The following is a 21,875-nucleotide window of genomic DNA, read 5'->3' as shown; positions in this document are numbered from 1 at the left end:
GGGCGGTGCCTGCGGTTACCCGATCCACCGCCCGCCGGGTGTCGCTCAGACCCGATTTCCACCTGGGTAGTGCACGTCGAGGTAGGGCGCGAAGGCGGCGTCCACTTCCTCCGGCGTCAGCCCGAAATCGTCCAGCGAGTACTTGTGGACCGGCCGCGCCGCCCCCGAGGTGGATTCCCCGTGCAGAGCAGTCATCTGTTCTCGGGCCGCGTCGGTGAACTCGAGCTCGAATTGGGTGTAGATCTTCTCGACGGTGCCGATCGGATCGGTCACGAAATCCTCGTAGTACACATCGCAGAACTGCGCCGCCGGATGCTTCTTCCGGTCTTCGAGGAAGGTTTTCGCTCCCCGCGACCACAGTTCCAGCTGCGCGGCGCCCACCACGGGTCCGCGGAACTTTTCCGACCAGCCCGCTGTCGCCTGTTCGTTCAGGCTGCACACCGAAGCGACGATGGTGCGCGGCGCCCGGTGCATCTGGATCACCAGCGCGTCCGGATAGACGGCGAGCAGCGCGTCGAGGGCGAACAGATGGCTCGGATTCTTCAGTACCCACCGCCGGCCGGGGTCGTTGAGGCCGATCAGTTGCAGATTCCGGCGATGCCGGGCGTAGGCCGGTGTCCAGTCCTGTCCGCGCAGCCATTCCGAGTAGCGGGGCAGATAGCCCAGACACTCGTAGGAGACCGACATCGCCGACTGCCGCAGCAATTGCCAGCACTCCTCCACCTGGTCGGCGGAGATATGATGCACGCCCATGAATTCGGGATGCTCCACGTGATGCTTCTCGTAACCGGCCTGCAGACGCGCGAATACCGGGTTCTGTTCCCAGGTCTCCCGCGGCGGGCGGGGCTGCGGCATCTCGGTCAGCCACATCTCCAGGCCCTGGTGGCCGGGGTCGGCGGTGAGCAGCCGGTGCACCGCCGTGGTACCCGAGCGCGGTAACCCGGTCACGAAGATCGGTCGTTCGATCGCGATCTCGGCGTGCTGCGGGTACTGCTTCCAACCGGCTTCGCTCAGGGCCCGGGCGATCAGGGCGCCGCGCAGCAGCGCGCGAGTGACCTTGTTGCCGAACGGGGTGAGTTCGGCGTTGTGCTCATAGGATTCCAGCAGCACCGACAGGCCGGTGCGGTAGTCGGCGTCGCCGAAATCGTCGAGTCCGGCCACCTTGGTGGCGGAGGCGTGCAGATCGTCGATGGTCCCGACGTCATCCCTGCCGATCATTTCTTCTTACTCCTCAGTGGTGGAATTCGCCGCAGTTCACGTCGAGACAGGTTCCGGTGATCGCCCGCGACATCGCGGAGGCGAAGAAGACGACCGTGTCGGCGATCTCGTCGGGTTCGGGCAGCCGGCGCAGGTCGATATCGGCGGCGGTCTGGGTGTAGATATCGGCCGCGCTCACCCCGCGTTCCTGGGCCAGGTAGTCGAAGTACCATTTCAGCGTGTCGGCCCAGATCCAGCCCGGTGCCACGGAATTGACCCGGATACCGCGCGGTCCCAGTTCGGTGGCCAGGCTCTGCGCGAGCGCCAGCAGCGTGGTCTTGGCCATCTTGTAGGGGCCGTAGGGCTGCCGGGAGTGCCGCAGTACCGCCGAATTGATCATCACCACCGACCCCTTGTTCTCGGCGAGGGCGGGGGCGAACAGGCGGGTCAGCCGCAGCGCGGCGAAGACATTGGTTTCCAGGTTGGTCCGCAGATCGTCGAAGGCCACCTCGGCGAGGTCGACCATCGGCGGCATGGCGAAGGCATTGTTCACCAGCGCGTCGACCCGGCCGAACTTCGCGTGGACGGCGGTGACCAGATGCTGCGCGGCGGCGTCGTCGGTGATATCGGTGGGCACCACCAGGGCGCGCCGGCCGAGTTCCTCGACCTGGGCCGCGACCTTGCGCAGCCGTTTCTCGGTGCGCGATACCAGTACTACATCGGCACCGGCCTTCGCGCTCTGCAGCGCGATCGCCTGCCCCAGCCCCGGGCCGATCCCGGAGACGACGACGACCTTGTCCCGCAACAGCATCAGCCGAGCATCCTCTCCGCCACCGCGGCCTGCCGGCCGGCGATCCGGGCCTTCCAGTCCTCCGGGGTGATGCGCGATTCCTTGTAGTAGGGCAGCCGGTCGGGCAGTTCGTCGAAGGACACCAGTTCCACGGCCGGCCCGTCCTCGGGGGTCATGTCGCGGGACAGCCGCTGCCAGCGGAACTGCAGGTAGGCGCGATCGTGGCCGGTGCGTTCGATCCAGTTGATCAGGCCCGGATCGCGCTCACTGATCACCAACCGGATCATCCCGTCGGGATCGACATCGGCCTGGTCGGCATTGAGGCTGGTCTGGTGGTTGATGTAGTCCAGCGACAGATACCACATACTGCCGAGCTGAAATCCCTGGTAGGGTGCGTCGGACTTCGGCACGGTCAGGATCATCACCTGGTCGTCGGTGAGGTCGTAGTGACCGACCGAGGAGAACTGGGTGGACAGCCCGCCCGGCGTGCGCCGCGGTTCGGTCATGGTGTTGACCGGCAGGTTCAGATAGAACCATTCGGGGAAGGCCAGGAAGGTCTTCAGCCGCGACACCAGCATCTTGCCCGCGACCTCGTAGCGCTTCGCCATCAGGTCGGAGGTGATGGCCGGCGGGGCGGAGCCCACGGTGTCGACCCGGCTGATGCGGACGGTACCGGCCTTCTCGTTCGCCCAGTCGCCGTAGACCTCCCGGACCGCGAGCATGGTGGAATCCGCGGCGAGCCGGATATGGTTGCGGCCGCCCGCGCCGGGGCCCAGGGTCAGTTCGTAGCTGCCGTCGGCGGCGATATCGATGGAGCGGTCGTCGAAGGCGGTCTCCCCGCCGGGGACCTCGGTCGGCGAGTAGTTGCCGTTGAGTACCTGGAAGCTCAGGTCACGGGTGGTACCGCGGGTGCCGGTGACCACGTACTCGGCGTCGGGCCGCAGGTTGGCGTGCCAGTAGAGGGTGTCGGGATTGTCCAGGCCCATCTTGGTGTAGGGCCCGGTGGACTGGACGAAGAAGGGGAAGTCCCGTTCGAAGGCCCACGACATCTGGATGGCGGCGCGGATACTGCCCGCGAGGTAGTCGTAACCCTCGGCGAGATCCTGTGCGGTGCGGATATGCGGGGCGTTTTTGATGATTTCCTCGGCGGCGGCGATCGATTCCGCGAACGGCTGGGTCAGCACGATACTCCCGGTGTTCCATATATGTACCGCCCTGGTACATTGCGATATCGAGAAGATTAGAACCTGTTCTAGGAGCGGTCAATGTCAGCGGAAACTTCGGAGGTGCGTGAAGTCGGCAGGCGCTCCGCCCCCACCCAGCGCGTAGTCCAGGTGATCGACTATGTCGTCGCCCGGCGCGGCCGCCGGACCGGCCTCTCCGAAATGGCCCGCGACCTGGGCCTGGCCAAGCCCACCTGCCTGGGCATCCTCACCGAGCTCACCGCGGCCGGCTACCTCACCCGCGATCCGCGCACCCGCGAATACGGCCCGGGCCCGGCCCTGATCGCCGCGGGCCGGGTGGCCCAGCAGAGTTTCTCCATCGCCGCGCTCGCCCACCCCGAACTGGAACGACTGAGCGCTGCCTATGGCACCACCTGCACCGCCTCCGCGGTCGTGGGCGAGCGGATCAGTGTCCTGGACAGCGCCGGCCCGGCAATGGTCCAGGTCGGGGCCACCTACCGGTTCGCCCCGCCGGTCGGGCTCATGTACGTGCTCTGGGACACCGAGGCCGCGTTCGACGCCTGGCGCGGCACCGCGCCGACCGTCCCGCTGCACCAGGACGAGACCCTGCTGCGTCATATCGTGGCCGAATGCCGCGAGCGCGGCTACCTGGTGGAGAGCATGACCGGCGCGGGCCGCCGGTTGTACTCGCTGCTCGCCGGAGTGGCCGGGCACGATCTGCCCGAGGAGTTGCGCACCGCGGTCGCCGAGCTGGTCAGCACCCTCGGCGAACGGGTCTATCTGGGCTCCGACCTGCGGCCGCGCAAAGAACACCCGGTGAGTCTGCTCGCCGCGCCGACCTACGACGCGGACGGCCGCCAGCAACTGGTGCTCACCATGTACGTCGGGAAACCGATCACCGGGGCGGAGATCGCCCGCCGGGGCGCCGCTCTCGTGGCGGCCGCCGACGCGGTCACCGCCGCGGCGGGCGGCCGGCATCCGGTGAACCGTTGACCGCGCATAGAAACGTGTTCTAGTTTTTAGGCGTGAGCCAGCACACGAAGTCGGCGGCGAGTACGTACGAGCTCTCGCATCAGTCCGCACTCGAGGCCGAATCGGTCCATATCCTCCGGGAGGTGGCCGCCACCTTCGAACGTCCCGCCCTGCTGTTCTCCGGCGGCAAGGATTCGGTGGTGATGCTGCATCTCGCCACCAAGGCCTTCTGGCCGGCCCCGCTCCCGTTCCCGATCCTGCACATCGACACCGGGCACAATTTCGACGAGGTGATCACCTACCGCGACGCAACGGTCGCGAAATACGGGTTACGCCTGCTCGTCGGCCGGGTCCAGGAGGATATCGACGCCGGACGGGTCACCGAGGACACCGGTCCTCGGGCCAGTCGCAACCGGTTGCAGACCGCCACCCTGCTGCGCACACTGCGCGAAGGCCGGTTCGACGCGGTCTTCGGCGGCGCCCGGCGCGACGAGGAGAAGGCGCGCGCCAAGGAACGGGTCTTCAGCTTTCGCGACGAGTACGGCCAGTGGGACCCGCGCCGGCAGCGTCCCGAACTGTGGAACCTCTACAACGGCAAACACCGCCCCGGCGAACACATCCGGGTGTTCCCGCTGTCCAACTGGACCGAACTCGATATCTGGACCTATATCGCGAGCGAAGGTATCGAACTGCCGTCGCTGTACTACGCGCACCGCCGCCCGGTGGTGCAGCGCGACGGCATGCTTCTGGCCCACACCAGGTTCCTGACCCTGCTCGACGGCGAGGAAGCCCAGGAGGCGCTGGTGCGCTTCCGTACCGTGGGCGATGCCACCTGCACCGGCTGCGTGGAATCGACCGCCGCCACCCCCGCCGAGGTCGTCGAGGAAGTGGCGACCGCGCGGGTCACCGAACGCGGCGCGACCCGTGCCGACGACCGGATCTCCGAGGCCGGGATGGAAGACCGTAAACGAGAGGGCTACTTCTGATGAGCACCCTGCTGCGCCTTGCCACCGCGGGCAGCGTCGACGACGGTAAGTCCACGCTGATCGGACGGCTTCTCTTCGATTCCAAGACCCTGTTCACCGACCAGCTCGACGCGGTGGAACGCACCAGCCGTGAACGCGGCCAGGACTACCCCGATCTCGCGCTGCTCACCGATGGACTGCGCGCCGAACGCGAACAGGGCATCACCATCGATGTCGCGCACCGTTATTTCGCGACGCCACGACGCAAATTCATCATCGCCGACACCCCGGGGCACGTGCAGTACACCCGCAATATGGTCACCGGCGCCTCCACCGCCGACCTCGCGCTCATCCTGGTCGACGCCCGGCACGGGGTCGTCGAACAGACTCGGCGGCACGCCTTCCTGGCCTCGCTGCTGGGCGTCCCCCACCTGGTGCTGTGTGTGAACAAGATGGACCTGGTGGACTATTCGGCACAGCGGTTCGCCGAAATCCGGGAGGAATTCGCCGCTTTCGCCTCCCGGTTGCAGATCGCGGACCTGACCTTCATCCCGATGTCGGCGCTGCACGGCGACAATATCGTGCACCGCAGCGCCACCATGGACTGGTACGAGGGCACCCCGCTGCTGCACCACCTCGAAGAGGTGCATATCGCCTCGGACCGCAATCTCATCGACGCGCGGCTGCCGGTGCAGTATGTGATCCGCAGCCACACACCGGATTTCCGCGGCTACGCGGGCACCGTCGCCAGCGGCGTCTGGTCGGCCGGCGACGAGATCACCGTACTGCCCTCCGGTCTCACGACCACGGTCACCGGAATCTGGGGTCCGGGCGGGGTACCGCTCGAGCAGGCCTTCCCCCCGCAGGCGGTCACGGTCGCCCTCGCCGACCAGCTCGATATCGGCCGCGGCGATATGCTCTGCCGTCCCGCCAACCGCCCGCAGGTCGGCCGTGATCTGGACACCATGGTGTGCTGGTTCAGCGACGAGGCCCAGTTGCGCCCCGGCGCGTCCTACACCGTCCGCCACACCACCCGCAGTCTGCCCGCGCAGATCCGCTCGCTGGACTACCGCCTCGATGTGAACACGCTGCACCGGGACGAGGACGCGACCGCACTGTCGCTCAACGAGATCGGCCGGGTGCAGTTGCGCACCCGGCAGCCGCTGCAGTTCGACCCGTATCGCCGCAACCGCACCACGGGCAGTTTCCTGCTGGTCGACGACACCACCGGCGATACCGTGGGCGCCGGGATGATCACCGGGCCGAGCCTGCCCTCGTCCCGGGTGGTATGGCATGCGAGCGCGGTCGAGCGGTCCGAGCGCGCGACCCGGGGTCTGACCGTCTGGCTCACGGGACTGTCGGGGTCCGGGAAATCCTCGGTGGCGGTGGAGCTCGAGCGCCGCCTGGTGGCCACGGGGCGTCCGGCGTTCCTGCTCGACGGCGACAATCTGCGCCACGGCCTGAACTCGGATCTGGGTTTCAGCGCGGCCGACCGCACCGAGAACATCCGCCGGGTGGGCGAGGTCGCCCGCCTGTTCGCCGAATCCGGGACCATTGCCATCGTCTCGCTCATCAGCCCCTACCGGGCCGATCGCGACCGGGCGCGGGACACCCACGCCACCGCGGGGATTCCTTTCGTCGAGATCTTCGTGGACACTCCGCTGGAGGTGTGCGAGGCCCGCGACCCCAAGGGCCTCTACGCGAAGGCCCGGGCCGGGGAGGTTCGTGGTTTCACCGGTATCGACGATCCCTACGAGGCGCCCACAGCACCGGCGCTGGTGTTGCGTCCGGAGGACGGCGATCCGGCCGCGATGGCCGCCGCCATCTTGGCGCTGCTCGCCCGGGAGGAGAGCGCCTGACCCGCACTGGATGAGAACAGCGGCGTCGCCGGCGGACCGGTTCCGTCGGCGCTCGGCCGCGACGCCCGAGCGGGCTCGAGCAGCGACCACCGTCCAGGCTGTGTTCTGGCAGATGCTCCTACTTCTCGGCAGTTCCGCCGGCCGGGTACGTCGCGGGATCACGCTCCGTCCGGTTTCCGAGCCACGGCGGGTACGGGGACCAGGAGCACGGGCCGGTGGGCGTGGTGGACCAGGCTTGTCGAGACCGATTCCCCCAGCAGCCGCTCCAGCAGCGATACCAGCCCGCCGCGGGAGGCGCCGATGATGATCATCTCCGCGTCGTAGGTGTCGGCGAGCCCGGCCAGCAGCCGCGCCGGGCGGCCCGGACGGCTGTAGTAGGCCCAGGGACCCGCTGCGCGTTCCAGCACCGCGCAGGCGTCGCGGCGTTCCTGCTCGACCGCCTCGGTCACGGCTTGTTCCCAGTCTGCGGCATCGGGGTCGATCGGCAGGTCGTCGGTGTCGACGATATGCGCCACGTGCAGGAACGCGCCGATTCGGGCAGCGAGGTCGAGCGCATAGGACAGGGCGGCGTGACCGGCGGGGTGACGGTCGAACCCGACCACCAGATGGCAACGGGCCACAGTGGGCGAAGTGGGGCCGTCGATCCGGTGCGGAGCCCGCCACCCCCCACGGGCGGGCGGGGGTGTGCGGTCGTCGTGGTCGGTCATCACTCCCAGCTCCTCATAGTCCGGTCAGTGCCAGGCCGGCGCCGCCGGCCGCCAATGTGATCAGCAGGCTGCCGAACGCGTTGGCGGCCGCCGCCGTGTAGTGCTGATTCTGGATCAGGCGGACAGTTTCGAAACTGGCGGTACTGAAGGTGGTGTACCCGCCACAGAATCCGACACCGACAATCAGTTCGAGATCACGGGCGGCACCGTGGAAAAGCACCACACCCGTGACGACCCCGAGGAGGAACGAACCGGTCACGTTGATCACCAGCGTGGCCCACGGAAATTGTGACGTGCGGCGATGCTTGACGACCCCGTCGAGGACGAACCGGGCCATCGCGCCGGCGCTACCGGCGACCGCGATCCACACCGTGGTCATCACAGATCCTTCGCCCGCCCGGACCGCATCCACGCACCTGCGGCGATACCCGTGGCGGTGGCCACCAACCCGGCCAATACCGTGCCCACCGCATAGCTGGCCGCGGTCGACCAGTGCTGGCCCCGTACCAACAGGTCGGTATCCACGGCCAGGGTGCTGTAGGTGGTGAACGCCCCCAGAAACCCGGTGCCCACACCCAGCCGTGCCCGCCGACGCCAGCCGTTGTCGGGTCCGAGCCGCGTCAGCCCTTCGAGCAACCAACCCAGCGCACACGCACCGATTGTGTTGATCGCGAATGTCGTAACCGGCCACCCACCCGCCGAGTGCGGAAACCACACACCGAGCTGGTACCGCAGCGGAGCACCGAACACCCCGCCGATACCGACCGACACGACCGCCCACGCCCGCAGATGCAGCGGGGTGACAGCAGAGGCCGGAGTGTCGGGATCGATGGGTAGAGCGCGAGGTGGATCCGCATGTTCGGGCACAGGACATACTCCTTCCGTCGGGGAAGGAACCATCGGCCCCGGAGCATGAGGCGGTTCAGACATCCCAGCGGGCGTCTCGGCGGAGATCCATCGCCGCAGACAGCATAACCGGCCGCCGACGACGACCGTTTCGACACCGTGGTCATTCCCGGTAGTGAACTGCCGCCCTCGAAATTCGTCACGCCCGAGGTGCCGGCGGCGGCCCGCCGGCTGTCCTGGCGGACCCGGCGCCTCGCGTCCATCTGCAGCCGGCCCGGGGCGGGGAGACCCAGGGTTTCCGAACTCTCACCCGGCCGATGTCACTACCCTCGACCCCATCCGGCGGCACTGCCGAGGCGCGGATCCGCCGACGGTGATTTCCGACGGTATTTGATACTCTGATGAGAATCTGTACCGAAAGGGTGGTTATGCGGTCTACTCTGCTGTCCCGGCGCGACCTCGAGTTCCTGCTCTACGAATGGCTCGCGGTCGAGGACCTGACCCGGCGGCCGCGCTTCTCCGACCATTCGCGCCAGACCTTCGACGCCGTTCTCGAGCTGAGCGAGCAGCTGGCGACCAGATACTTCGCCACCCACAACAAACTCAACGACGCCCACGAACCCACTTTCGACGGCGAGACGGTCACCATCATCCCGGAAGTGCGCACCGCACTGACGGCGTTCGCCGACGCGGGGATGGTCGGGGCCACCATGGACGCGGATCTGGGCGGCGCGCAACTCCCGGCCGCGGTGGCCCAGGCGGCCTTCGCCTGGTTCCACGCCGCCAACCCCGGTACCAGCGCCTACCCGCTACTCACCATCGGCAACGCCAATCTGCTCATCGCCCACGCCGACGAAGAACTGGTGCGGCGTTTCGTCCGGCCGATGCTGGAAGGCCGCTACTTCGGCACCATGTGCCTGTCCGAACCCCAGGCCGGTTCCTCGCTCGCCGATATCGTCACCCGGGCCGAACCGCGCGACGACGGGACCTACCGGGTCTTCGGCACCAAGATGTGGATCTCCGGCGGCGACCACGAACTCGGCGACAATATCGTGCACCTGGTACTGGCCAAGATCCCCGGCGGGCCGGTGGGCACGAAGGGTATCTCGCTGTTCGTGGTGCCGCGGTACCTCGTGAACGAGGACGGTTCCCGCGGCGAACGCAACGATGTGGCGCTGGCCGGGCTCAACCACAAGATGGGTTTCCGGGGCACCGTGAACACGGTGCTCAACTTCGGCGAGGGCCGCTGGACGCCCGACGGCTCCCCCGGCGCGGTCGGCTATCTGGTCGGTGCACCGCACCAGGGGCTGAAGTACATGTTCCACATGATGAACGAGGCGCGCAGCGGAGTCGGGCTGGTCGCCGCGGCGCTCGGCTACACCGGCTACCTCGAATCACTCGAGTACGCCCGCGACCGCCCCCAGGGCCGCACCAAGGGCGCCGCCGACCCGGCCTCCCCGCAGCGCCCGATCATCGAACACGCCGATGTGAAACGAATGTTGCTGGCGCAGAAGTGTTACGCCGAGGGCGGTCTGGCGCTGGTGCTGTACTGCGCCCGGCTCACCGACGAACAGCGGACCGCCGATGCCGACGACGAACGCCGCGCGCTCACCCTGCTGCTGGACATCCTCACGCCCATCGCCAAGAGCTGGCCCTCCCAGTGGTGCCTGACCGCCAACGATCTCGCCATCCAAGTCCTCGGCGGTTACGGCTACACGCGTGAGTACAACGTCGAACAGCACTACCGCGACAACCGGCTCAACCCGATCCACGAGGGCACCCACGGCATCCAGGGCCTGGACCTGCTGGGCCGCAAGGTGACCCAGCAGTCGGGCGCGAGCCTGCGCGAACTCGACACCAGGATCCGGGAGACCCTCGCGGCCGCCCGGGGACTCGGCGGCGAGACCGCCGACCTCGCCGACCGGCTCGACGCGTCCTGGAGCCGGCTGGTCGCGGTGACCGGCGGCCTGTTCGCGGCCGGCGATGTCGAGGTCGCGCTGGCCAACAGCTCGGTCTATCTGGAGGCGTTCGGCCATCATGTGGTGGCCTGGATCTGGCTGGCGCAGACGGTCGCCGCCCACGGCCGCGACGGCGACTTCTACGACGGCAAACGGCACGCCGCCCGCTACTTCTTCCGGCACGAGCTGCCCCGCACCGGCCCGCAACTGGACCTCCTCGCCGACCTCGACACCACCACCCTCGATATGCGCGAGAACTGGTTCTGAGGCCGGGCGGGCCGTCCCGCCACCACGGGCACGCGGACCTGCTGCGCGAACGGATCGACGGGCGTACCGGGGACTGAGCCCCGCCGGGGTCAGGCGGGGCTTCCGGCCGCCCGCAGCACCCCCGCCACCCCGGCCGATTCCACCGAATCGCCGTGCGCACAGGACCATCCGGTCCGCCCGTCGCGCCGGTACTCGAGGTAGGCGATCGTATGACCGGCGACGGGGTGCCCGGTCAGGCTCAATACCTCGATCTCCCGCCCGGCCGCCCCGAGGGCCGCGACCACCGCGGCCAACCGGCCGGCGCCCGGGTGCTCGATGTGGTGGGCCCGACCACCAGATCGACGGCGACGGCCGGCGCACCGTCCGCACCCGTCATACGCAGATCCTTCAGTTGCACATCCGGCGGCTCGGCGGCATCGATATAGGCCTCGTCGAACAGGGCGCGCAGTTCGGCGGCACTCACCTCGCCTCCGGTACCGTCGGCATGGCGCTGCACCCGGCCGGCGAAATCGATCTGCAGCCGGCGCGGCAGATCCAGCCCGTGTTCGGTGGCGAGCAGATAGGCGATACCGCCCTTACCGGACTGCGAGTTGACCCGGACCACGGCGTCGTAACTGCGGCCGATATCGGCCGGGTCGATCTGCGCGCCGGCCAGCTCGGCACACGCGACGCCGGTACCGCGATCGTTGTGCGGGTGCACCGACAGGATCACACTGTCGCGACGGGCGAGCGAGCGGTGCATGTACTCGATCTGATCGGCGTACACATTGGGTGTCGCGATCTCCACGGTGGCCGGCAGATTCAGCGTCACCGGCCGCTGTGGGGTGGCGTCCCACAGTTCGGTGACGCTGTGCACCGCGCCTGCTGCTGCTCGACGAACCGACCACCGGACTGGATGCGGCCGCCCGGGAACAGTTGCTGCATACGATCGACGCGCTGGACCGGACCTACCCCGAACTCGCCTCCGTCCTGGTGACCCACCATCTCGAGGAATTGCCGACGACGACCGGTCATGCGCTGCTGATCTCGGACGGACGGACCGTCGCGGCGGGCCCGGCGGCCGAAACCATCACCACCGCAAACATTTCCGCGGCATTCGATCATCCGGTGCAGGTCACCAGGGAGGGCGGCCGATGGTCGGCACGGGCCCCGCTGGCCCAGCCGGTCCGATCCGCTCTACACTCGAAAGCTCACGACCAGGTCGTCCACCGTTTTTAGATACACAAAACAATGTGTGTACCATAATGTGGTGACCACCGCGAGCCGCACTTCCAGACCGCCCGGCCGCCCGGCCTCGGCCACCCGCGAAGAAGTAGTAGCACTGGCCCGGCAGGCTTTCCTGGCCGGGGAACGGGTCGATATCCAGGCGATCGCCGCCCAGCTCAAGCTGAGCCGCGCCTCCATCTACCGCTGGTTCGGTTCCCGCGACGGCGTGCTCGGCGCCGTGCTGGCCGGGGAATTCGAATCCCTCATCGAACGCGCGGATGCCCGCCGGCGTGACTCGGGTGCCCGGCGCATCCTCAGCGTGCTCGACCGGGTCAACCGCTGGATGGCCGGTAACGAACCGTTCCGCCAGTACTTCGAGAACGAGCCGCTGGCGGGCCTGCGCATCCTCACCTCGAGCGACGGCCCGGTCCAGCCGCGCATCCTCGTCGCGGTGGAACAACTCATCACCCGGGCCGAGGAGCAGGACGGCTACACACCCCAGCTGGAACGGTCGCTGCTCGCCTATTCCCTGGTGCGCTTGGGCGAGGCATTCCTCTACCAGGACAACGTGACCGGGCTGCGCGGTGACGTGGACCGGCTGCACCAGGTGCAGACGGCCCTGCTGGGTATCGATCCCCCGGCAACTGATCGCCGGGGATGATCTCGGCATGGATGACGTAGCCGCACGAATCGACGCCGCGGGACCGGTACTCGCCGCGGGCGCCGGCCGGCGTTTCGGGAAGCCCAAGGCCGCGGTGCTGTTCGAGGGTGAACGGCTGGTCGACCGGGCCGTGCGCCTGTTGCGCGACGGGGTTGCGCCCGGGTGGTCGTGGTATCCGGCGCGGTGGAGCTGCGGGTGCGCGGGGCCACGGTGGTGCACAATCCGCGGTGGGCGACCGGGATGGGTTCCTCGCTGACGACCGGCCTGGCGGCAGTCCACGAAACTGCGGCGGTGGTCGTCGCCGTCGATATGCCGTGGCTCGGCGCCGAAGCCGTCCGCCGGCTGCTCGGCTGCGGAGCCCGCCTGGCGACCGCCACCTACGACGGCCGTCCCGGTCATCCGGTGCTGCTCGGCGCCGAATACTTCGCGGCGGTGGCGGCCGAAGCGGTCGGTGATATCGGCGCGCGAAAATTCCTGGCCGCCAATTCCGAACTGGTTCAGCAGGTGCCGTGCGACGGAACCGGCTCGCCCGACGACGTCGATACCCCGCAGGATCCGGCGCGGTGATCGGCGGCGGGCACCGGGTCGCATTCCCCTGATCCCGGCCCGACGGCGTGGATCGGCCGCTGGGTGCCCGACAGCGAGCGGGCCGACCCGCCATGGCGCAGCGCGACGATCTCCGCGCCGATGGCCAGGGCGGTCTCCTCCGGGGTCCGGCCGCCGAGTTGCAGCCCGAGCCACCTGTCCTCGGGGCCCTGGATAACCGAGACCACTGCCGACCCGCCGCATTCCGCGCGATTGTGTACCTTTGTCCATGTACAAACGTACACAAACGGAGGTATCGGTCATGTCGCTGGCACTGCTCGGGGCGGCCATCGTCGCGGAACTCGTGGGCACCAGCCTGCTCAAGGCCACCGAGGGGTTCACCAGGCTGTGGCCCACGGTCGCCTCGCTGTCCGCCTACGCGCTCGCCTTCGTCCTGCTCGCCCAGGCCATTGCGCGCGGGATGAATGTCGGCTTCGCGTACGCGGTGTGGTCCGGTCTGGGCACCACCCTGATCGTCATCATCGGCGCGCTGTTCCTCGGCGAATCGCTCAGTGCCGCCAAGATCGCCGGGGTCGCCCTCGTGGTCGCCGGAGTGGTGACACTCAATTTCGCGGGGGTCCATTGACCCCCCGCGACCCGCATCGCCGCCAGCGCATCCTCGACGCCGCCCGTGCCCTGATACCGGTGCACGGGATCGCCGGCCTCACCCACCGCCTGGTCGCCGCGGAGGCCGGGGTACCGGTCGGCTCGACGACCTACTACTTCGCCGATCTTGCCGACCTCACCGAGGCCGCGCTCGCCGATACCGCGGCGGCCACCCGCGAGGCGCTCCGGGAATGGTCGGCGGCGCTCGACGACAGCAAAGACCTGCCCGCGACCTTGGCCGCGCTCACCGCGGACTATCTGGCCCGGCCCGAGCAGTTGCTCACCGTGAACGAGCTCTACCTCGCCGCGGCCCGGCTCCCCGAACTGCGTCCGCTGGCACGGGTCTGGTTCGACGGCCTCTTGGATATCCTCACCCCGCATACCGGGCCCGTCGCCGCCCGCGCGGTCGCGATCTACCTCGACGGCGCTCTGCTGCACGCGCTGACGGCCGAGGCGGCCCCGGCTACCACCGCGCTCATCACGCCGATCGCCGCACTCACCGGGCTCGCCTCGGAGACCACTCACTGATCCACGCGCACGGCTCGCGGTTCCGTGGCCTCGCGGTTGCGGTCGGGCGTTCGCCGGCCCTGCGGGGCCGAGGGTCCGGCGCGCGCGTGGACACACCCGCCGGACCGCCCGGTGTCAGCCGTTCAGCAGTGCCTGCATCTGCCGGATCTCGGCCTGCTGGGCATCGATGATCTGCTGCGCCAGCGCCTTGGCGTCGGGGTAGGCACCCTCGGCCAGTTCGGTACCGGCCATCTGCACCGCGCCCTCGTGGTGGGCGATCATCATGCTGAGCCACATCCGGTCGAATTCCGGACCCCGGGCCGCCTCGAGCTGCATCATCTGCTCGTGGGTCATCATGCCCGGCATATTTCCGTGGTCCATTCCGCCGTGCCCACTGCCCTCGGGGACCGCGACGCCCCAGTCCCGCAACCACCCGCTCATGGTGGTGATCTCCGGGTCCTGCGCCTGCTGGATACGCGCGGCCAGATCGATCATTGCCGGATCGCTCGAATGGGACGGCACCAGCGCGGCCATCTCCACGGCCTGGCGATGATGCGGGATCATCTCCTCGGCGAAACGGATATCGGCCTGGTTGTGATCACCGGCCACCCGTTCGGTCGTCGTACCGGTGAGGGCCGGCGCCGAGGTCGCCGGGGCGGTGTTGTCGTCACTGTTGCCGCAGCCGGTCAGGACGACCGCGAGGGCGAGGATGGCGAGCGCGGTCGCGGTGCGTGGTTTTCCGGTCATTGGTGCTCCTGAGAGTTCGGGTGTGTTGCGTGCGTCGAAGCAGCGCCGCGAACCGGGGAAACCGGGTCCGGCGGGCGTCGATCACAGCCGCAACACGCCCAGGGCTGCCAGGCGCTGCGATATCGGAACAGGCGGCGGCCTCGCCACGGCCCGCGGCCGGAGGGCGGCCGAGCGCATCGGTTCCCTCACGAACAGGTACCACCGCAACGCCGCGAAGATCAGTGCCGAGGCCAGCGCCGCCACCAGGACGGCCAGGCACAGATGCAGCAGCTCGTGGCCCGTGCCGTGACCGGCCGGAGCGTCGTCGCGCGGCGCCGGCGCGAGCACGCCGGACGGGGCCGGGCAGCAGGACCGCGCCGGCTCCTCGGGTGCCCGTCCCGGATCCGGGGCGGGCGACGCCGAGACGACCGCATGGGAGCCGGGCGCCGGATGGTGCGTCACACCGCCGGCTCGGGCGGGCAGGTGGTGCATACCCGAAACGGCCACCGCCAGCACGACCGGTAGCAACCAGCGCACCATCGTGCCCGTGAGACCGGAGTACACAGCCCGAATCTAACACCGCGCCGCCGGGCGGGCCCCCACCGCTCCCTCTCGCCGCACCGCGCCCCTCGACGGGGCCGCCGATGGGTCCGAGGAACCTCGCCCGGACGGCGGAACCCGGCGGGCGCTAGCCCATGATCGCGTTCATGATCGTCCCCGCGCTGGTGGCCACCGCGCCGCCGGCCATGGCGCCCGCGATCTGCTTCGGCGCCGTCAGCGGACCACCGTTCCATTTCTCCCAGGCGAGCCTGCTGCCGCCGAAGACTATCGAGGTGACACCGGACAACAGAACGAACCAGGTGAGGTACCTGGTCATCTGGGTGACCTTGTCCGACAGCGGGGGCGCTTCGGGGCTGGGATCGCCCAGCTGCGCGAGTACGGCGTAGTGGTCATGGAGTACCGGAAGACCGTCGTGCAGTGCGGTGAGGATCGTGCTCATCTGGTCTTGCCCCTCTCGGATGCCGGTAGATGCGGTGGCGGCGAATGCCGATTCCGTAAAGCCGAACCCGACCGGTTATTGAAGCGCAAATCGGAGCACAATGGGGTGAGACTCACCGATTTTTCTGGTAGGGCCGGTGAGCGGCGGCGTGTCGTATACGCGACACGCGCCACCGGAGTTTTCCCGCTATCGATCGGCATCCGATTTCGCGGATCAACCGGGCGGCTTTCCGCCTGTCACCGAACTGTCACAACACGGACTCGACACGCCCGCCGCCCGGCGCGCTCTCCCGACGCCCGGACCGGGGACGCGGCGGATCCGCACCCACCCGCACGAAGTACAGCAGGATCGCCACCGACGGCAGTGGATCCAGCGGGGACCCGGCACACCGTGCTCCGCGGTACCGTCGCTGATCGAGGCCGCGATCCGGTCGGCCGCCTCCGTGGGTATCGCCGTCCGGTCCGGGTCGCGCTCGGCTCGGCCCACCGGAAATCGTCCGGAGCCGGGCCGGCAGGACCGGGTCAGGGTCAGGGTCGTGCGGCCGGCTGCACGCCGAGCAGTCCCACGAGATCGCCGAAGGTCCGGGCGGCGGCGACCTGCCGCCCGGGCACCTCGAGCCCGTACTCCTTCTCGACCAGCACGATGATCGACAGGACCGTCAGCGAATCCACATCGAGATCGTCCAGCGTGGCCTCGGGCGCGATCTCGTCGAAGTCCAGATCGCAGTGGGTATGCAGGAATTCCTCGACATAGTCCCGGATCGGCACGGTATCGGGCATCGCGATCGACCTTTCCACTGTCCGCCACCGGCACGCCGAGCCGAACTATCGGACCACTGCGCCGGCCGTGATCAGACCGTCGCGGCCGGGGCGCCACCGGCGGGGGCGTCCCCGTAGACCACCAGCCAGATGGACCGGCCCAGCGCGGCCGCCAGCTCCGCGTCACTGATCCCGGTCCGCACCGCGAACGCGGTGGTGATGGAACGCTCCACCATGGCGGCCAGCACCAGCGCGGTCGCCGCGGGTTCCAGTCCGGGCGCGACCCGGCCGGCCGCACGATCGGCTTCCAGCCGAACACGGACCAGGTCGACGAAGGTGGCCACCCGGGCCCGCCAGTAGGCGCCCACATCCCGGTCGTATGCGGCGACCTCACTCAGCGCCAACAGCAGGTAGCGGTGGCGGCGGAAACCGGCGATCATCGCGCTCATCGCCCGCCGCACCCCCGCTTCCCGGTCGGTGTGTTCGGCGCCCCACCACCGCTCGGCGGCCTCGAACAGATCGGCCGTGGCCAGATCGGCGGTCCGGATCAACAGCTGGCTCTTGTCGGGGAAATACCGGTAGAAGGTGGAGCGTGCCATCTGCGCGGTGGCGGCGATCTTCTGGACCGCGATCTCGGTGAACGGAGTGCCGTCGGCCAGTAGGTCCTCGACCGCCCGTAACACCCGCTGCTCGAATTCGGCCCGGCGGTCCTCGTCCGGTTTCCGGGCGGACCGCGGGGTGCGGGTCAGCGAGGGCATCCGGCGCCCGCCGGCTCGATCGCGCGGTGCAGTGGATATCGGCTCGCAAGGTCCATGGGGACATTGTGCCCGCCTTCGTACCCGCGAGCCGGTTCCCGTCGTCGGGCCCTCGGGGCATGACAGGGTTCTCGAGAGGGCCGAGGAGATCCGTCGCCGTATACGGAAAACTGTGCGGGACAGCTCGGCTCGGATGGTTGACAATCGTGACAGCGCACCGCACCATCAATCGGACATAGTGTCCGAGACTCGATGACCGAGGACGGTTCCCATGGCCGACTCCCCCAGCGCGGTCGAACAAGCCGATGCCGTGGTCGTGGGCGCCCGGTGTGCGGGTTCCGCCACCGCGGCCACCCTCGCCCGGGCAGGCCGCCGGGTCGTCGTACTGGACAGCGCCCGCTTCCCCTCGGATACGCTGTCCACCCATCTGCTGTGGCCGGCCGGAGTCGCCGCACTGTCCCGGCTGGGCGCACTCGAGGCCGTCGAGGAACTGGGCGCGCCACGACTCACCCGGGCCTACGCCGCTGCGGCGGGATATGCGATCACCAGCGAGTTCCCGCGCGTCGACGGGATCGACTACACCCTCTGTGTACGCCGCACCGGCCTCGATCACGCACTGGTGCGCACCGCCCGCGCGGCCGGGGCCGAGATCCGCGAGAAATGCCGGATGACCGAGCTCGTCTGGGACGGTGGGCGGTGCGCCGGTGTGCGCTACACCGACCCCGGCGGCCGGCTCGTCGAGATCCGCGCCGCACTCGTGGTCGGCGCCGACGGCCGCCGCAGCACCGTAGCGAAACTGGCCGGGGCACTGACCCCGTACGAATCCGCACCCAGCGGGCGCGACTGCTACTTCGCCTACTGGCGCGCCCCGGACGGCGACCGGCGCGATACCGCCGCACAGTGGCGGGCGGGCGCCGACCTCGGCACCGCCTTCCCTTGCGACGACGGCCTGCTGCTGAGCCTGGTCCAGCCGCCTGCCGAAGCGGGCCGGCTACGTCCCGGCGACGCCGAACAACGCTATGCCGCCGCGCTCGACCGCATCCCTCCACTGCGGGAGCGGCTGCGCGACTGCGAGAAGGTGGGGCGGGTCCGGTCGGCCACCGATATCACCTCCTATTTCCGCCGTTCCAGCGGGCCGGGCTGGGCGCTTCCCGGTGATTCCGGTCATTTCAAGGATCCGGTCACGGCCCAGGGCATCCGCGACGCCCTGCACTACGGACGCCTGCTGGCCGAAGCCGTGGCACCGGTCCTCGACGACCCCGTCCGGCTGGACCGCGCTCTCGCCGCATGGGAGCGGCGGCGAGTACGCGAATGCCGCGAGATCTACCACTGGACCAACCGGCTCGCCCGCGGCACCGCGATGAGCCCGCTCGAAATCGAGCTGTACCGCACCGCGACCGGTGACCGGGCCCTGGCAGCCATCACCACCGGCGTCTTCTCCCGCACCCGGCGTCCCGCCGAGCTCTACACCCCGGCCCGCATGGCGCGGCTCACCGCCGGGGCGCTGTGGCACCACCGCGGCGACCCGATGCCGGTCCTTGCCGATATCGCACACGAACTCTGCGGGGCCGCAGACGAATTCCGCACCTCATGCACCACCCTGCGCGGCGCCCCGCCCGCCGCACCCCCGTCCTCCCCCGGTACCGCCACCGCTTGACCAGGAGTTCACCATGTCGGATCAGCTGCCGAAGAAGTCAGCCTCGATCGACCGCCGCACCGCCCTGCGCGGTGCCCTCGCCGGCGCCGCGATCCTCGCGGCCGGATCGGCGGCGAGTGGTACCGCGCACGCCGCCGCCCCCCGCCGCCGGACGCCGGGCCTACACACCGGCGGAAAAGAGGTCGCCGTCTTCGGCGGCGGGATGGCCGGTCTGTCCGCCGCGCACGAACTCGCCGAGCGCGGGTTCCGGGTGACCGTCTACGAACCCGCCTTCCTCGGCGGCAAGGCACGCAGTATGCCGGTCCCCGGCACCGGAACCGGCGGGCGGGCGGACCTGCCCGGAGAACACGGCTTCCGCTTCTTTCCCGGCTGCTACCAGAACATTCCCGACACCATGCGACGCATCCCGTTCCCGGGAAATCCGAACGGTGTGCTCGACAATCTGATCCGCGTCGAGGGCACGGTGGCGGGATTCCGCGACAAACCGCCGATCTTCGCCCCGGTGGAAGTGGGTGCCCTCGACCAGATCACCCCGGAGCGCCTGCAGAACAGCATTATCGGCGCGTTGAGCTTCATCCCGGAACTGCCGCCGCACGAATTGGCCTTCTTCGCCAAACAGATGCTCATGTGGTTCACCTCCAGCACCGAACGGCGGTTCGGGCAGTGGGAGTACCTGACCTGGGAACAAATCATGCGCGCCGACGGCAAATCCCCGGCCTACCGTTCCTACCTGGTCAACGCGCTCACCCGGATCACCGTCGCGGCGAAACCGCATCTCAGTTCGGCGCGCACCATCGGCACCATCGGCGAAGCCCTGGTGCTGGCGGGAACCGGCCTGATCCCCGAATTCTCCGGTGGTGTGGACCGGATCCTGAACCGCCCGACCAATGCGGCCTGGATCGATCCGTGGGTGACCTACCTGCGGAGCCGCGGCGTGCAGTTCGTCATGGGGCAGCGGGCGAGCCGGTTGCACTACGGGAACGGCCGGATCGAGTCGGTCACCGTCAGCGATGGCGGCGGCGCCGCGAATTCCGTGGTCGCCGATCACTACGTCTGCGCCATGCCGGTCGAGAAGACGGTCCCGCTGCTCGACGATCCGATTCTGTCCGCCGATCCCCGGCTGGCCGGTATGCGCGAACTGCTCACCGATTGGATGGTCGGTATCCAGTTCTATCTGCGCCGCCCCACCGAAATCCCGGAGGGCCATATCGCGGCGCTGGGATCGCCCTGGGCCCTGACCGCGTTGCGGCAGGCGCCGATGTGGGTCGGGAATTTCGCCGACCTGTACGGTGATGGTTCGGTCGCCGAATGCTTCTCGGTGGATATCTCCGATTGGGATACCCCGGGAATTCTCCATCACCGGCCCGCGAAACAGTGCAGCGCGCAGGAAATCGCGAACGAGGTCTGGGCACAGCTGAAGTTGTGGCTGAACAACGGCACCGGTTGGCTGCGCGACGAGGATATCCACTCCTGGCATCTCGATCCGGGGATCAGCTGGTCCGGCGGCACCACCCATAACGAAACCCCGCTGCTGGTCAATACCGTCGGTTCCTACGATCATCGGCCGACCGCGCACTGCGCCATCCCGAATCTGTTCTTCGGCGGAGATCATGTGCGCAGCAATATCGATCTGGCGACCATGGAAAGCGCCAACGAATCCGGACGGTCGGCGGCCAATGCGATCATCGACGCCGCGGACGATCCCGCGCCGCACGCGCCGGTGTTCCCGCTGGTCGCCCTGCCTGCGTTCGAGGCGGCGAAAAGGATCGACGCGGACCGGTTCCGGGCCGGACTCCCGCACATCCTGGACGTGTAGTGGGAGACGCGCGGGTGGCACGGCGGCGTCGTGCCACCCGCGCGTGCCGTCCGGAAAACGAAGCCGTCTCCGCCGCCGAACCCGCACGGCGCGCTGCGGTGACGGCCGGATACTGCGCGGCGCGGCCGAATTCACCGCACCGCCGATTCGCGTAAAGCATTGTCGACCCGATTTTGTTCCGTGAGAATGGGTTCCGAGCCGAGATCCGGCTTCTTGGGGACCGTCGGCGCTGGGGCGCCGGCAGAACATGTGGGGAACACCATGAGAATCAAGCAACTCGCCGCCACCGCGCTGATCTCGATCGGCGCCCTCGGCGTCGCCGCGGGCACGGCGCAGGCGCAGCCCGTGGCCACCGAGATCGCCGTGCGCGGCGCCGAGCAGGGTATCGGCTATGTCGTGGCGCCGAACGAGGCGGGCACCGCGATCGTCACGACTCTCGACGCCGGCAGCTTCGCCCGCACCGCCGACGGCGCGGCCGTCACCCTGTCGGATCCGGCGGGCCGCGTGCTCACCACGCTGCCGCTGGGCGTCGCGGCCGCCGGGCAGACCGCGCCGCTGGCGTCGGCCATCTCGGCCGACGGCCGTACCCTCACCCTGACACCGGATGCGTCCACACCGGCGGGGCAACATGTGGCCCAGCTCGTGGCCGACCCGGACACCGAGTCGCGCAAACTGCACAATGCCGGGATCGGTGCCCTGATCGGCGGCGGAATCGGTGCCGTACTCGGCTTCTTCCTGGGCGGAGTGGGCGCCCTGATCACCATTCCGATCGGCGCGGGGGTCGGTGCGCTGATCGGCTACTCCACACCCTGATCGACGAACCCGGCTCCGGCCCACCGGTTCCGGTGGGCCG

The 21,875-nt window shown here is 69.0% G+C and carries 24 protein-coding genes and 2 pseudogenes; 13 read left to right on the top strand and 13 right to left on the bottom strand.

The window, feature by feature from the left end; all coding sequences use genetic code 11:
* Nucleotides 1–45: 45 nt before the first annotated feature.
* Genes ACLML9_RS14995 through ACLML9_RS14985 form a run of 3 tightly spaced genes read right to left on the bottom strand, consistent with a single transcriptional unit; the run spans nucleotide 46 to nucleotide 3,171 of the window.
* Nucleotides 46–1,218: a sulfotransferase family protein gene (locus ACLML9_RS14995; RefSeq protein ID WP_411946100.1), complete on the bottom strand. Its 1,173-nt coding sequence runs from the start codon at nucleotides 1,216–1,218 to the stop codon at nucleotides 46–48.
* 13 nt (nucleotides 1,219–1,231) lie between these two features.
* Nucleotides 1,232–2,008, bottom strand: a complete 777-nt coding sequence (locus ACLML9_RS14990) for an SDR family oxidoreductase (RefSeq protein ID WP_411946099.1) — start codon at nucleotides 2,006–2,008, stop codon at nucleotides 1,232–1,234.
* A complete protein-coding gene (locus ACLML9_RS14985; protein ID WP_411946098.1) occupies nucleotides 2,008–3,171 on the bottom strand; it encodes a hypothetical protein in 1,164 nt (387 codons plus the stop codon). Before ACLML9_RS14985 ends, ACLML9_RS14990 begins: the two co-directional genes overlap by 1 nt.
* 81 nt (nucleotides 3,172–3,252) lie before the next feature.
* Here ACLML9_RS14985 and ACLML9_RS14980 point away from each other — a divergent pair, with 81 nt between their 5' ends.
* From ACLML9_RS14980 to cysC, 3 genes are read left to right on the top strand one after another with little or no spacing between them, the layout of a single operon-like run.
* Entirely contained in the window at nucleotides 3,253–4,164 is a 912-nt protein-coding gene (locus ACLML9_RS14980) for a helix-turn-helix domain-containing protein (protein ID WP_411946097.1), read from the top strand.
* A gap of 32 nt (nucleotides 4,165–4,196) precedes the next feature.
* Nucleotides 4,197–5,129, top strand: a complete 933-nt coding sequence (gene cysD, locus ACLML9_RS14975) for a sulfate adenylyltransferase subunit CysD (RefSeq protein WP_411946096.1) — start codon at nucleotides 4,197–4,199, stop codon at nucleotides 5,127–5,129.
* Nucleotides 5,129–6,967 carry an adenylyl-sulfate kinase gene (cysC, locus tag ACLML9_RS14970; RefSeq protein WP_411946095.1) on the top strand — a complete coding sequence of 613 codons (1,839 nt, stop codon included), beginning with the start codon at nucleotides 5,129–5,131 and terminating at the stop codon, nucleotides 6,965–6,967. Before cysD ends, cysC begins: the two co-directional genes overlap by 1 nt.
* A 158-nt stretch (nucleotides 6,968–7,125) precedes the next feature.
* Here the strand turns inward: cysC and ACLML9_RS14965 are convergent, their stop codons facing one another.
* From ACLML9_RS14965 to ACLML9_RS14955, 3 genes are read right to left on the bottom strand one after another with little or no spacing between them, the layout of a single operon-like run.
* Complete coding sequence (locus ACLML9_RS14965) at nucleotides 7,126–7,674, bottom strand: universal stress protein (protein ID WP_411946094.1); 549 nt, start codon at nucleotides 7,672–7,674, stop codon at nucleotides 7,126–7,128.
* A 13-nt stretch (nucleotides 7,675–7,687) separates the two neighbouring features.
* Nucleotides 7,688–8,053, bottom strand: coding sequence for a fluoride efflux transporter CrcB (crcB, locus tag ACLML9_RS14960; protein ID WP_411946093.1), 366 nt, complete (start codon nucleotides 8,051–8,053; stop codon nucleotides 7,688–7,690).
* Nucleotides 8,053–8,574, bottom strand: coding sequence for a FluC/FEX family fluoride channel (locus tag ACLML9_RS14955; RefSeq protein ID WP_411946092.1), 522 nt, complete (start codon nucleotides 8,572–8,574; stop codon nucleotides 8,053–8,055). Before ACLML9_RS14955 ends, crcB begins: the two co-directional genes overlap by 1 nt.
* A gap of 374 nt (nucleotides 8,575–8,948) precedes the next feature.
* Between ACLML9_RS14955 and ACLML9_RS14950 the strand changes: the two genes are divergently transcribed.
* Nucleotides 8,949–10,745 carry an acyl-CoA dehydrogenase gene (locus tag ACLML9_RS14950; RefSeq protein WP_411946091.1) on the top strand — a complete coding sequence of 599 codons (1,797 nt, stop codon included), beginning with the start codon at nucleotides 8,949–8,951 and terminating at the stop codon, nucleotides 10,743–10,745.
* An 89-nt stretch (nucleotides 10,746–10,834) separates the two neighbouring features.
* Here ACLML9_RS14950 and ACLML9_RS14945 read toward each other — a convergent pair whose 3' ends face one another.
* Complete coding sequence (locus ACLML9_RS14945) at nucleotides 10,835–10,987, bottom strand: hypothetical protein (protein ID WP_411946090.1); 153 nt, start codon at nucleotides 10,985–10,987, stop codon at nucleotides 10,835–10,837.
* Between the two features lie 164 nt (nucleotides 10,988–11,151).
* Nucleotides 11,152–11,595: pseudogene (locus tag ACLML9_RS14940) on the bottom strand (hypothetical protein); the annotation flags it as partial.
* 5 nt (nucleotides 11,596–11,600) lie between these two features.
* On the opposite strand from ACLML9_RS14940, the pseudogene ACLML9_RS14935 reads away from it, so the two are divergent.
* From ACLML9_RS14935 to ACLML9_RS14910, 6 genes and pseudogenes are all read left to right on the top strand, one after another.
* Nucleotides 11,601–11,963: pseudogene (locus ACLML9_RS14935) on the top strand (hypothetical protein); the annotation flags it as partial.
* Between the two features lie 31 nt (nucleotides 11,964–11,994).
* Nucleotides 11,995–12,612, top strand: a complete 618-nt coding sequence (locus ACLML9_RS14930) for a QsdR family transcriptional regulator (protein ID WP_411946089.1) — start codon at nucleotides 11,995–11,997, stop codon at nucleotides 12,610–12,612.
* Between the two features lie 7 nt (nucleotides 12,613–12,619).
* Nucleotides 12,620–12,868: an NTP transferase domain-containing protein gene (locus ACLML9_RS14925; protein ID WP_411946088.1), complete on the top strand. Its 249-nt coding sequence runs from the start codon at nucleotides 12,620–12,622 to the stop codon at nucleotides 12,866–12,868.
* Nucleotides 12,775–13,179: an NTP transferase domain-containing protein gene (locus tag ACLML9_RS14920; RefSeq protein ID WP_411946087.1), complete on the top strand. Its 405-nt coding sequence runs from the start codon at nucleotides 12,775–12,777 to the stop codon at nucleotides 13,177–13,179. The genes ACLML9_RS14925 and ACLML9_RS14920 overlap by 94 nt, the downstream gene beginning before the upstream one ends.
* 280 nt (nucleotides 13,180–13,459) lie before the next feature.
* Nucleotides 13,460–13,783 (top strand): DMT family transporter, encoded by a 324-nt coding sequence (locus ACLML9_RS14915; protein ID WP_411946086.1) that lies wholly within the window; start codon nucleotides 13,460–13,462, stop codon nucleotides 13,781–13,783.
* Nucleotides 13,780–14,331 (top strand): TetR/AcrR family transcriptional regulator, encoded by a 552-nt coding sequence (locus ACLML9_RS14910; RefSeq protein ID WP_411946085.1) that lies wholly within the window; start codon nucleotides 13,780–13,782, stop codon nucleotides 14,329–14,331. The genes ACLML9_RS14915 and ACLML9_RS14910 overlap by 4 nt, the downstream gene beginning before the upstream one ends.
* A 114-nt stretch (nucleotides 14,332–14,445) precedes the next feature.
* On the opposite strand, the gene ACLML9_RS14905 is transcribed toward ACLML9_RS14910, so the two are convergent.
* The 5 genes from ACLML9_RS14905 to ACLML9_RS14885 all read right to left on the bottom strand — a co-directional run bounded on the left by ACLML9_RS14905 (nucleotide 14,446) and on the right by ACLML9_RS14885 (nucleotide 17,552).
* On the bottom strand, nucleotides 14,446–15,057 hold the full coding sequence (locus tag ACLML9_RS14905; protein ID WP_411946084.1) for a DUF305 domain-containing protein: 612 nt from the start codon (nucleotides 15,055–15,057) through the stop codon (nucleotides 14,446–14,448).
* An 81-nt stretch (nucleotides 15,058–15,138) separates the two neighbouring features.
* Nucleotides 15,139–15,600, bottom strand: a complete 462-nt coding sequence (locus ACLML9_RS14900; RefSeq protein ID WP_411946083.1) for a hypothetical protein — start codon at nucleotides 15,598–15,600, stop codon at nucleotides 15,139–15,141.
* 124 nt (nucleotides 15,601–15,724) lie between these two features.
* Complete coding sequence (locus ACLML9_RS14895) at nucleotides 15,725–16,036, bottom strand: hypothetical protein (RefSeq protein ID WP_411946082.1); 312 nt, start codon at nucleotides 16,034–16,036, stop codon at nucleotides 15,725–15,727.
* A gap of 527 nt (nucleotides 16,037–16,563) precedes the next feature.
* On the bottom strand, nucleotides 16,564–16,815 hold the full coding sequence (locus ACLML9_RS14890; protein WP_411946081.1) for an acyl carrier protein: 252 nt from the start codon (nucleotides 16,813–16,815) through the stop codon (nucleotides 16,564–16,566).
* Between the two features lie 71 nt (nucleotides 16,816–16,886).
* Entirely contained in the window at nucleotides 16,887–17,552 is a 666-nt protein-coding gene (locus ACLML9_RS14885; RefSeq protein WP_411946080.1) for a TetR/AcrR family transcriptional regulator, read from the bottom strand.
* A gap of 268 nt (nucleotides 17,553–17,820) precedes the next feature.
* Between ACLML9_RS14885 and ACLML9_RS14880 the strand changes: the two genes are divergently transcribed.
* The 3 genes from ACLML9_RS14880 (at nucleotide 17,821) to ACLML9_RS14870 (ending at nucleotide 21,835) form a co-directional block, all read left to right on the top strand.
* Nucleotides 17,821–19,206, top strand: coding sequence for an NAD(P)/FAD-dependent oxidoreductase (locus ACLML9_RS14880; protein WP_411946079.1), 1,386 nt, complete (start codon nucleotides 17,821–17,823; stop codon nucleotides 19,204–19,206).
* 13 nt (nucleotides 19,207–19,219) lie between these two features.
* A complete protein-coding gene (locus ACLML9_RS14875) occupies nucleotides 19,220–21,022 on the top strand; it encodes an FAD-dependent oxidoreductase (RefSeq protein WP_411946078.1) in 1,803 nt (600 codons plus the stop codon).
* 261 nt (nucleotides 21,023–21,283) lie between these two features.
* The gene (locus tag ACLML9_RS14870) at nucleotides 21,284–21,835 is read left to right on the top strand and encodes a hypothetical protein (protein ID WP_411946077.1); all 552 of its coding nucleotides are present in this window, start codon (nucleotides 21,284–21,286) and stop codon (nucleotides 21,833–21,835) included.
* Nucleotides 21,836–21,875: the final 40 nt, after the last annotated feature.

The organism is Nocardia sp. NPDC002869, from assembly GCF_046764065.1.
In the GTDB taxonomy this organism is placed as follows: domain Bacteria; phylum Actinomycetota; class Actinomycetes; order Mycobacteriales; family Mycobacteriaceae; genus Nocardia; species Nocardia rhamnosiphila.
Note: the sequence above shows the minus strand (reverse complement) of the source record. Positions and strands in the feature narration are given on the sequence as shown.

Coding starts and splice junctions, on each gene's coding strand:
- ACLML9_RS14995 (WP_411946100.1), bottom strand. CDS start 1,218: ATGATCGGCAGGGATGACGTCGGGACCATCGACGATCTGCACGCCTCC.
- ACLML9_RS14990 (WP_411946099.1), bottom strand. CDS start 2,008: ATGCTGTTGCGGGACAAGGTCGTCGTCGTCTCCGGGATCGGCCCGGGG.
- ACLML9_RS14980 (WP_411946097.1), top strand. CDS start 3,253: ATGTCAGCGGAAACTTCGGAGGTGCGTGAAGTCGGCAGGCGCTCCGCC.
- cysC (WP_411946095.1), top strand. CDS start 5,129: ATGAGCACCCTGCTGCGCCTTGCCACCGCGGGCAGCGTCGACGACGGT.
- ACLML9_RS14965 (WP_411946094.1), bottom strand. CDS start 7,674: ATGACCGACCACGACGACCGCACACCCCCGCCCGCCCGTGGGGGGTGG.
- crcB (WP_411946093.1), bottom strand. CDS start 8,053: ATGACCACGGTGTGGATCGCGGTCGCCGGTAGCGCCGGCGCGATGGCC.
- ACLML9_RS14955 (WP_411946092.1), bottom strand. CDS start 8,574: ATGGTTCCTTCCCCGACGGAAGGAGTATGTCCTGTGCCCGAACATGCG.
- ACLML9_RS14950 (WP_411946091.1), top strand. CDS start 8,949: ATGCGGTCTACTCTGCTGTCCCGGCGCGACCTCGAGTTCCTGCTCTAC.
- ACLML9_RS14925 (WP_411946088.1), top strand. CDS start 12,620: ATGGATGACGTAGCCGCACGAATCGACGCCGCGGGACCGGTACTCGCC.
- ACLML9_RS14915 (WP_411946086.1), top strand. CDS start 13,460: ATGTCGCTGGCACTGCTCGGGGCGGCCATCGTCGCGGAACTCGTGGGC.
- ACLML9_RS14905 (WP_411946084.1), bottom strand. CDS start 15,057: ATGACCGGAAAACCACGCACCGCGACCGCGCTCGCCATCCTCGCCCTC.
- ACLML9_RS14895 (WP_411946082.1), bottom strand. CDS start 16,036: ATGAGCACGATCCTCACCGCACTGCACGACGGTCTTCCGGTACTCCAT.
- ACLML9_RS14890 (WP_411946081.1), bottom strand. CDS start 16,815: ATGCCCGATACCGTGCCGATCCGGGACTATGTCGAGGAATTCCTGCAT.
- ACLML9_RS14885 (WP_411946080.1), bottom strand. CDS start 17,552: ATGCCCTCGCTGACCCGCACCCCGCGGTCCGCCCGGAAACCGGACGAG.
- ACLML9_RS14880 (WP_411946079.1), top strand. CDS start 17,821: ATGGCCGACTCCCCCAGCGCGGTCGAACAAGCCGATGCCGTGGTCGTG.
- ACLML9_RS14875 (WP_411946078.1), top strand. CDS start 19,220: ATGTCGGATCAGCTGCCGAAGAAGTCAGCCTCGATCGACCGCCGCACC.
- ACLML9_RS14870 (WP_411946077.1), top strand. CDS start 21,284: ATGAGAATCAAGCAACTCGCCGCCACCGCGCTGATCTCGATCGGCGCC.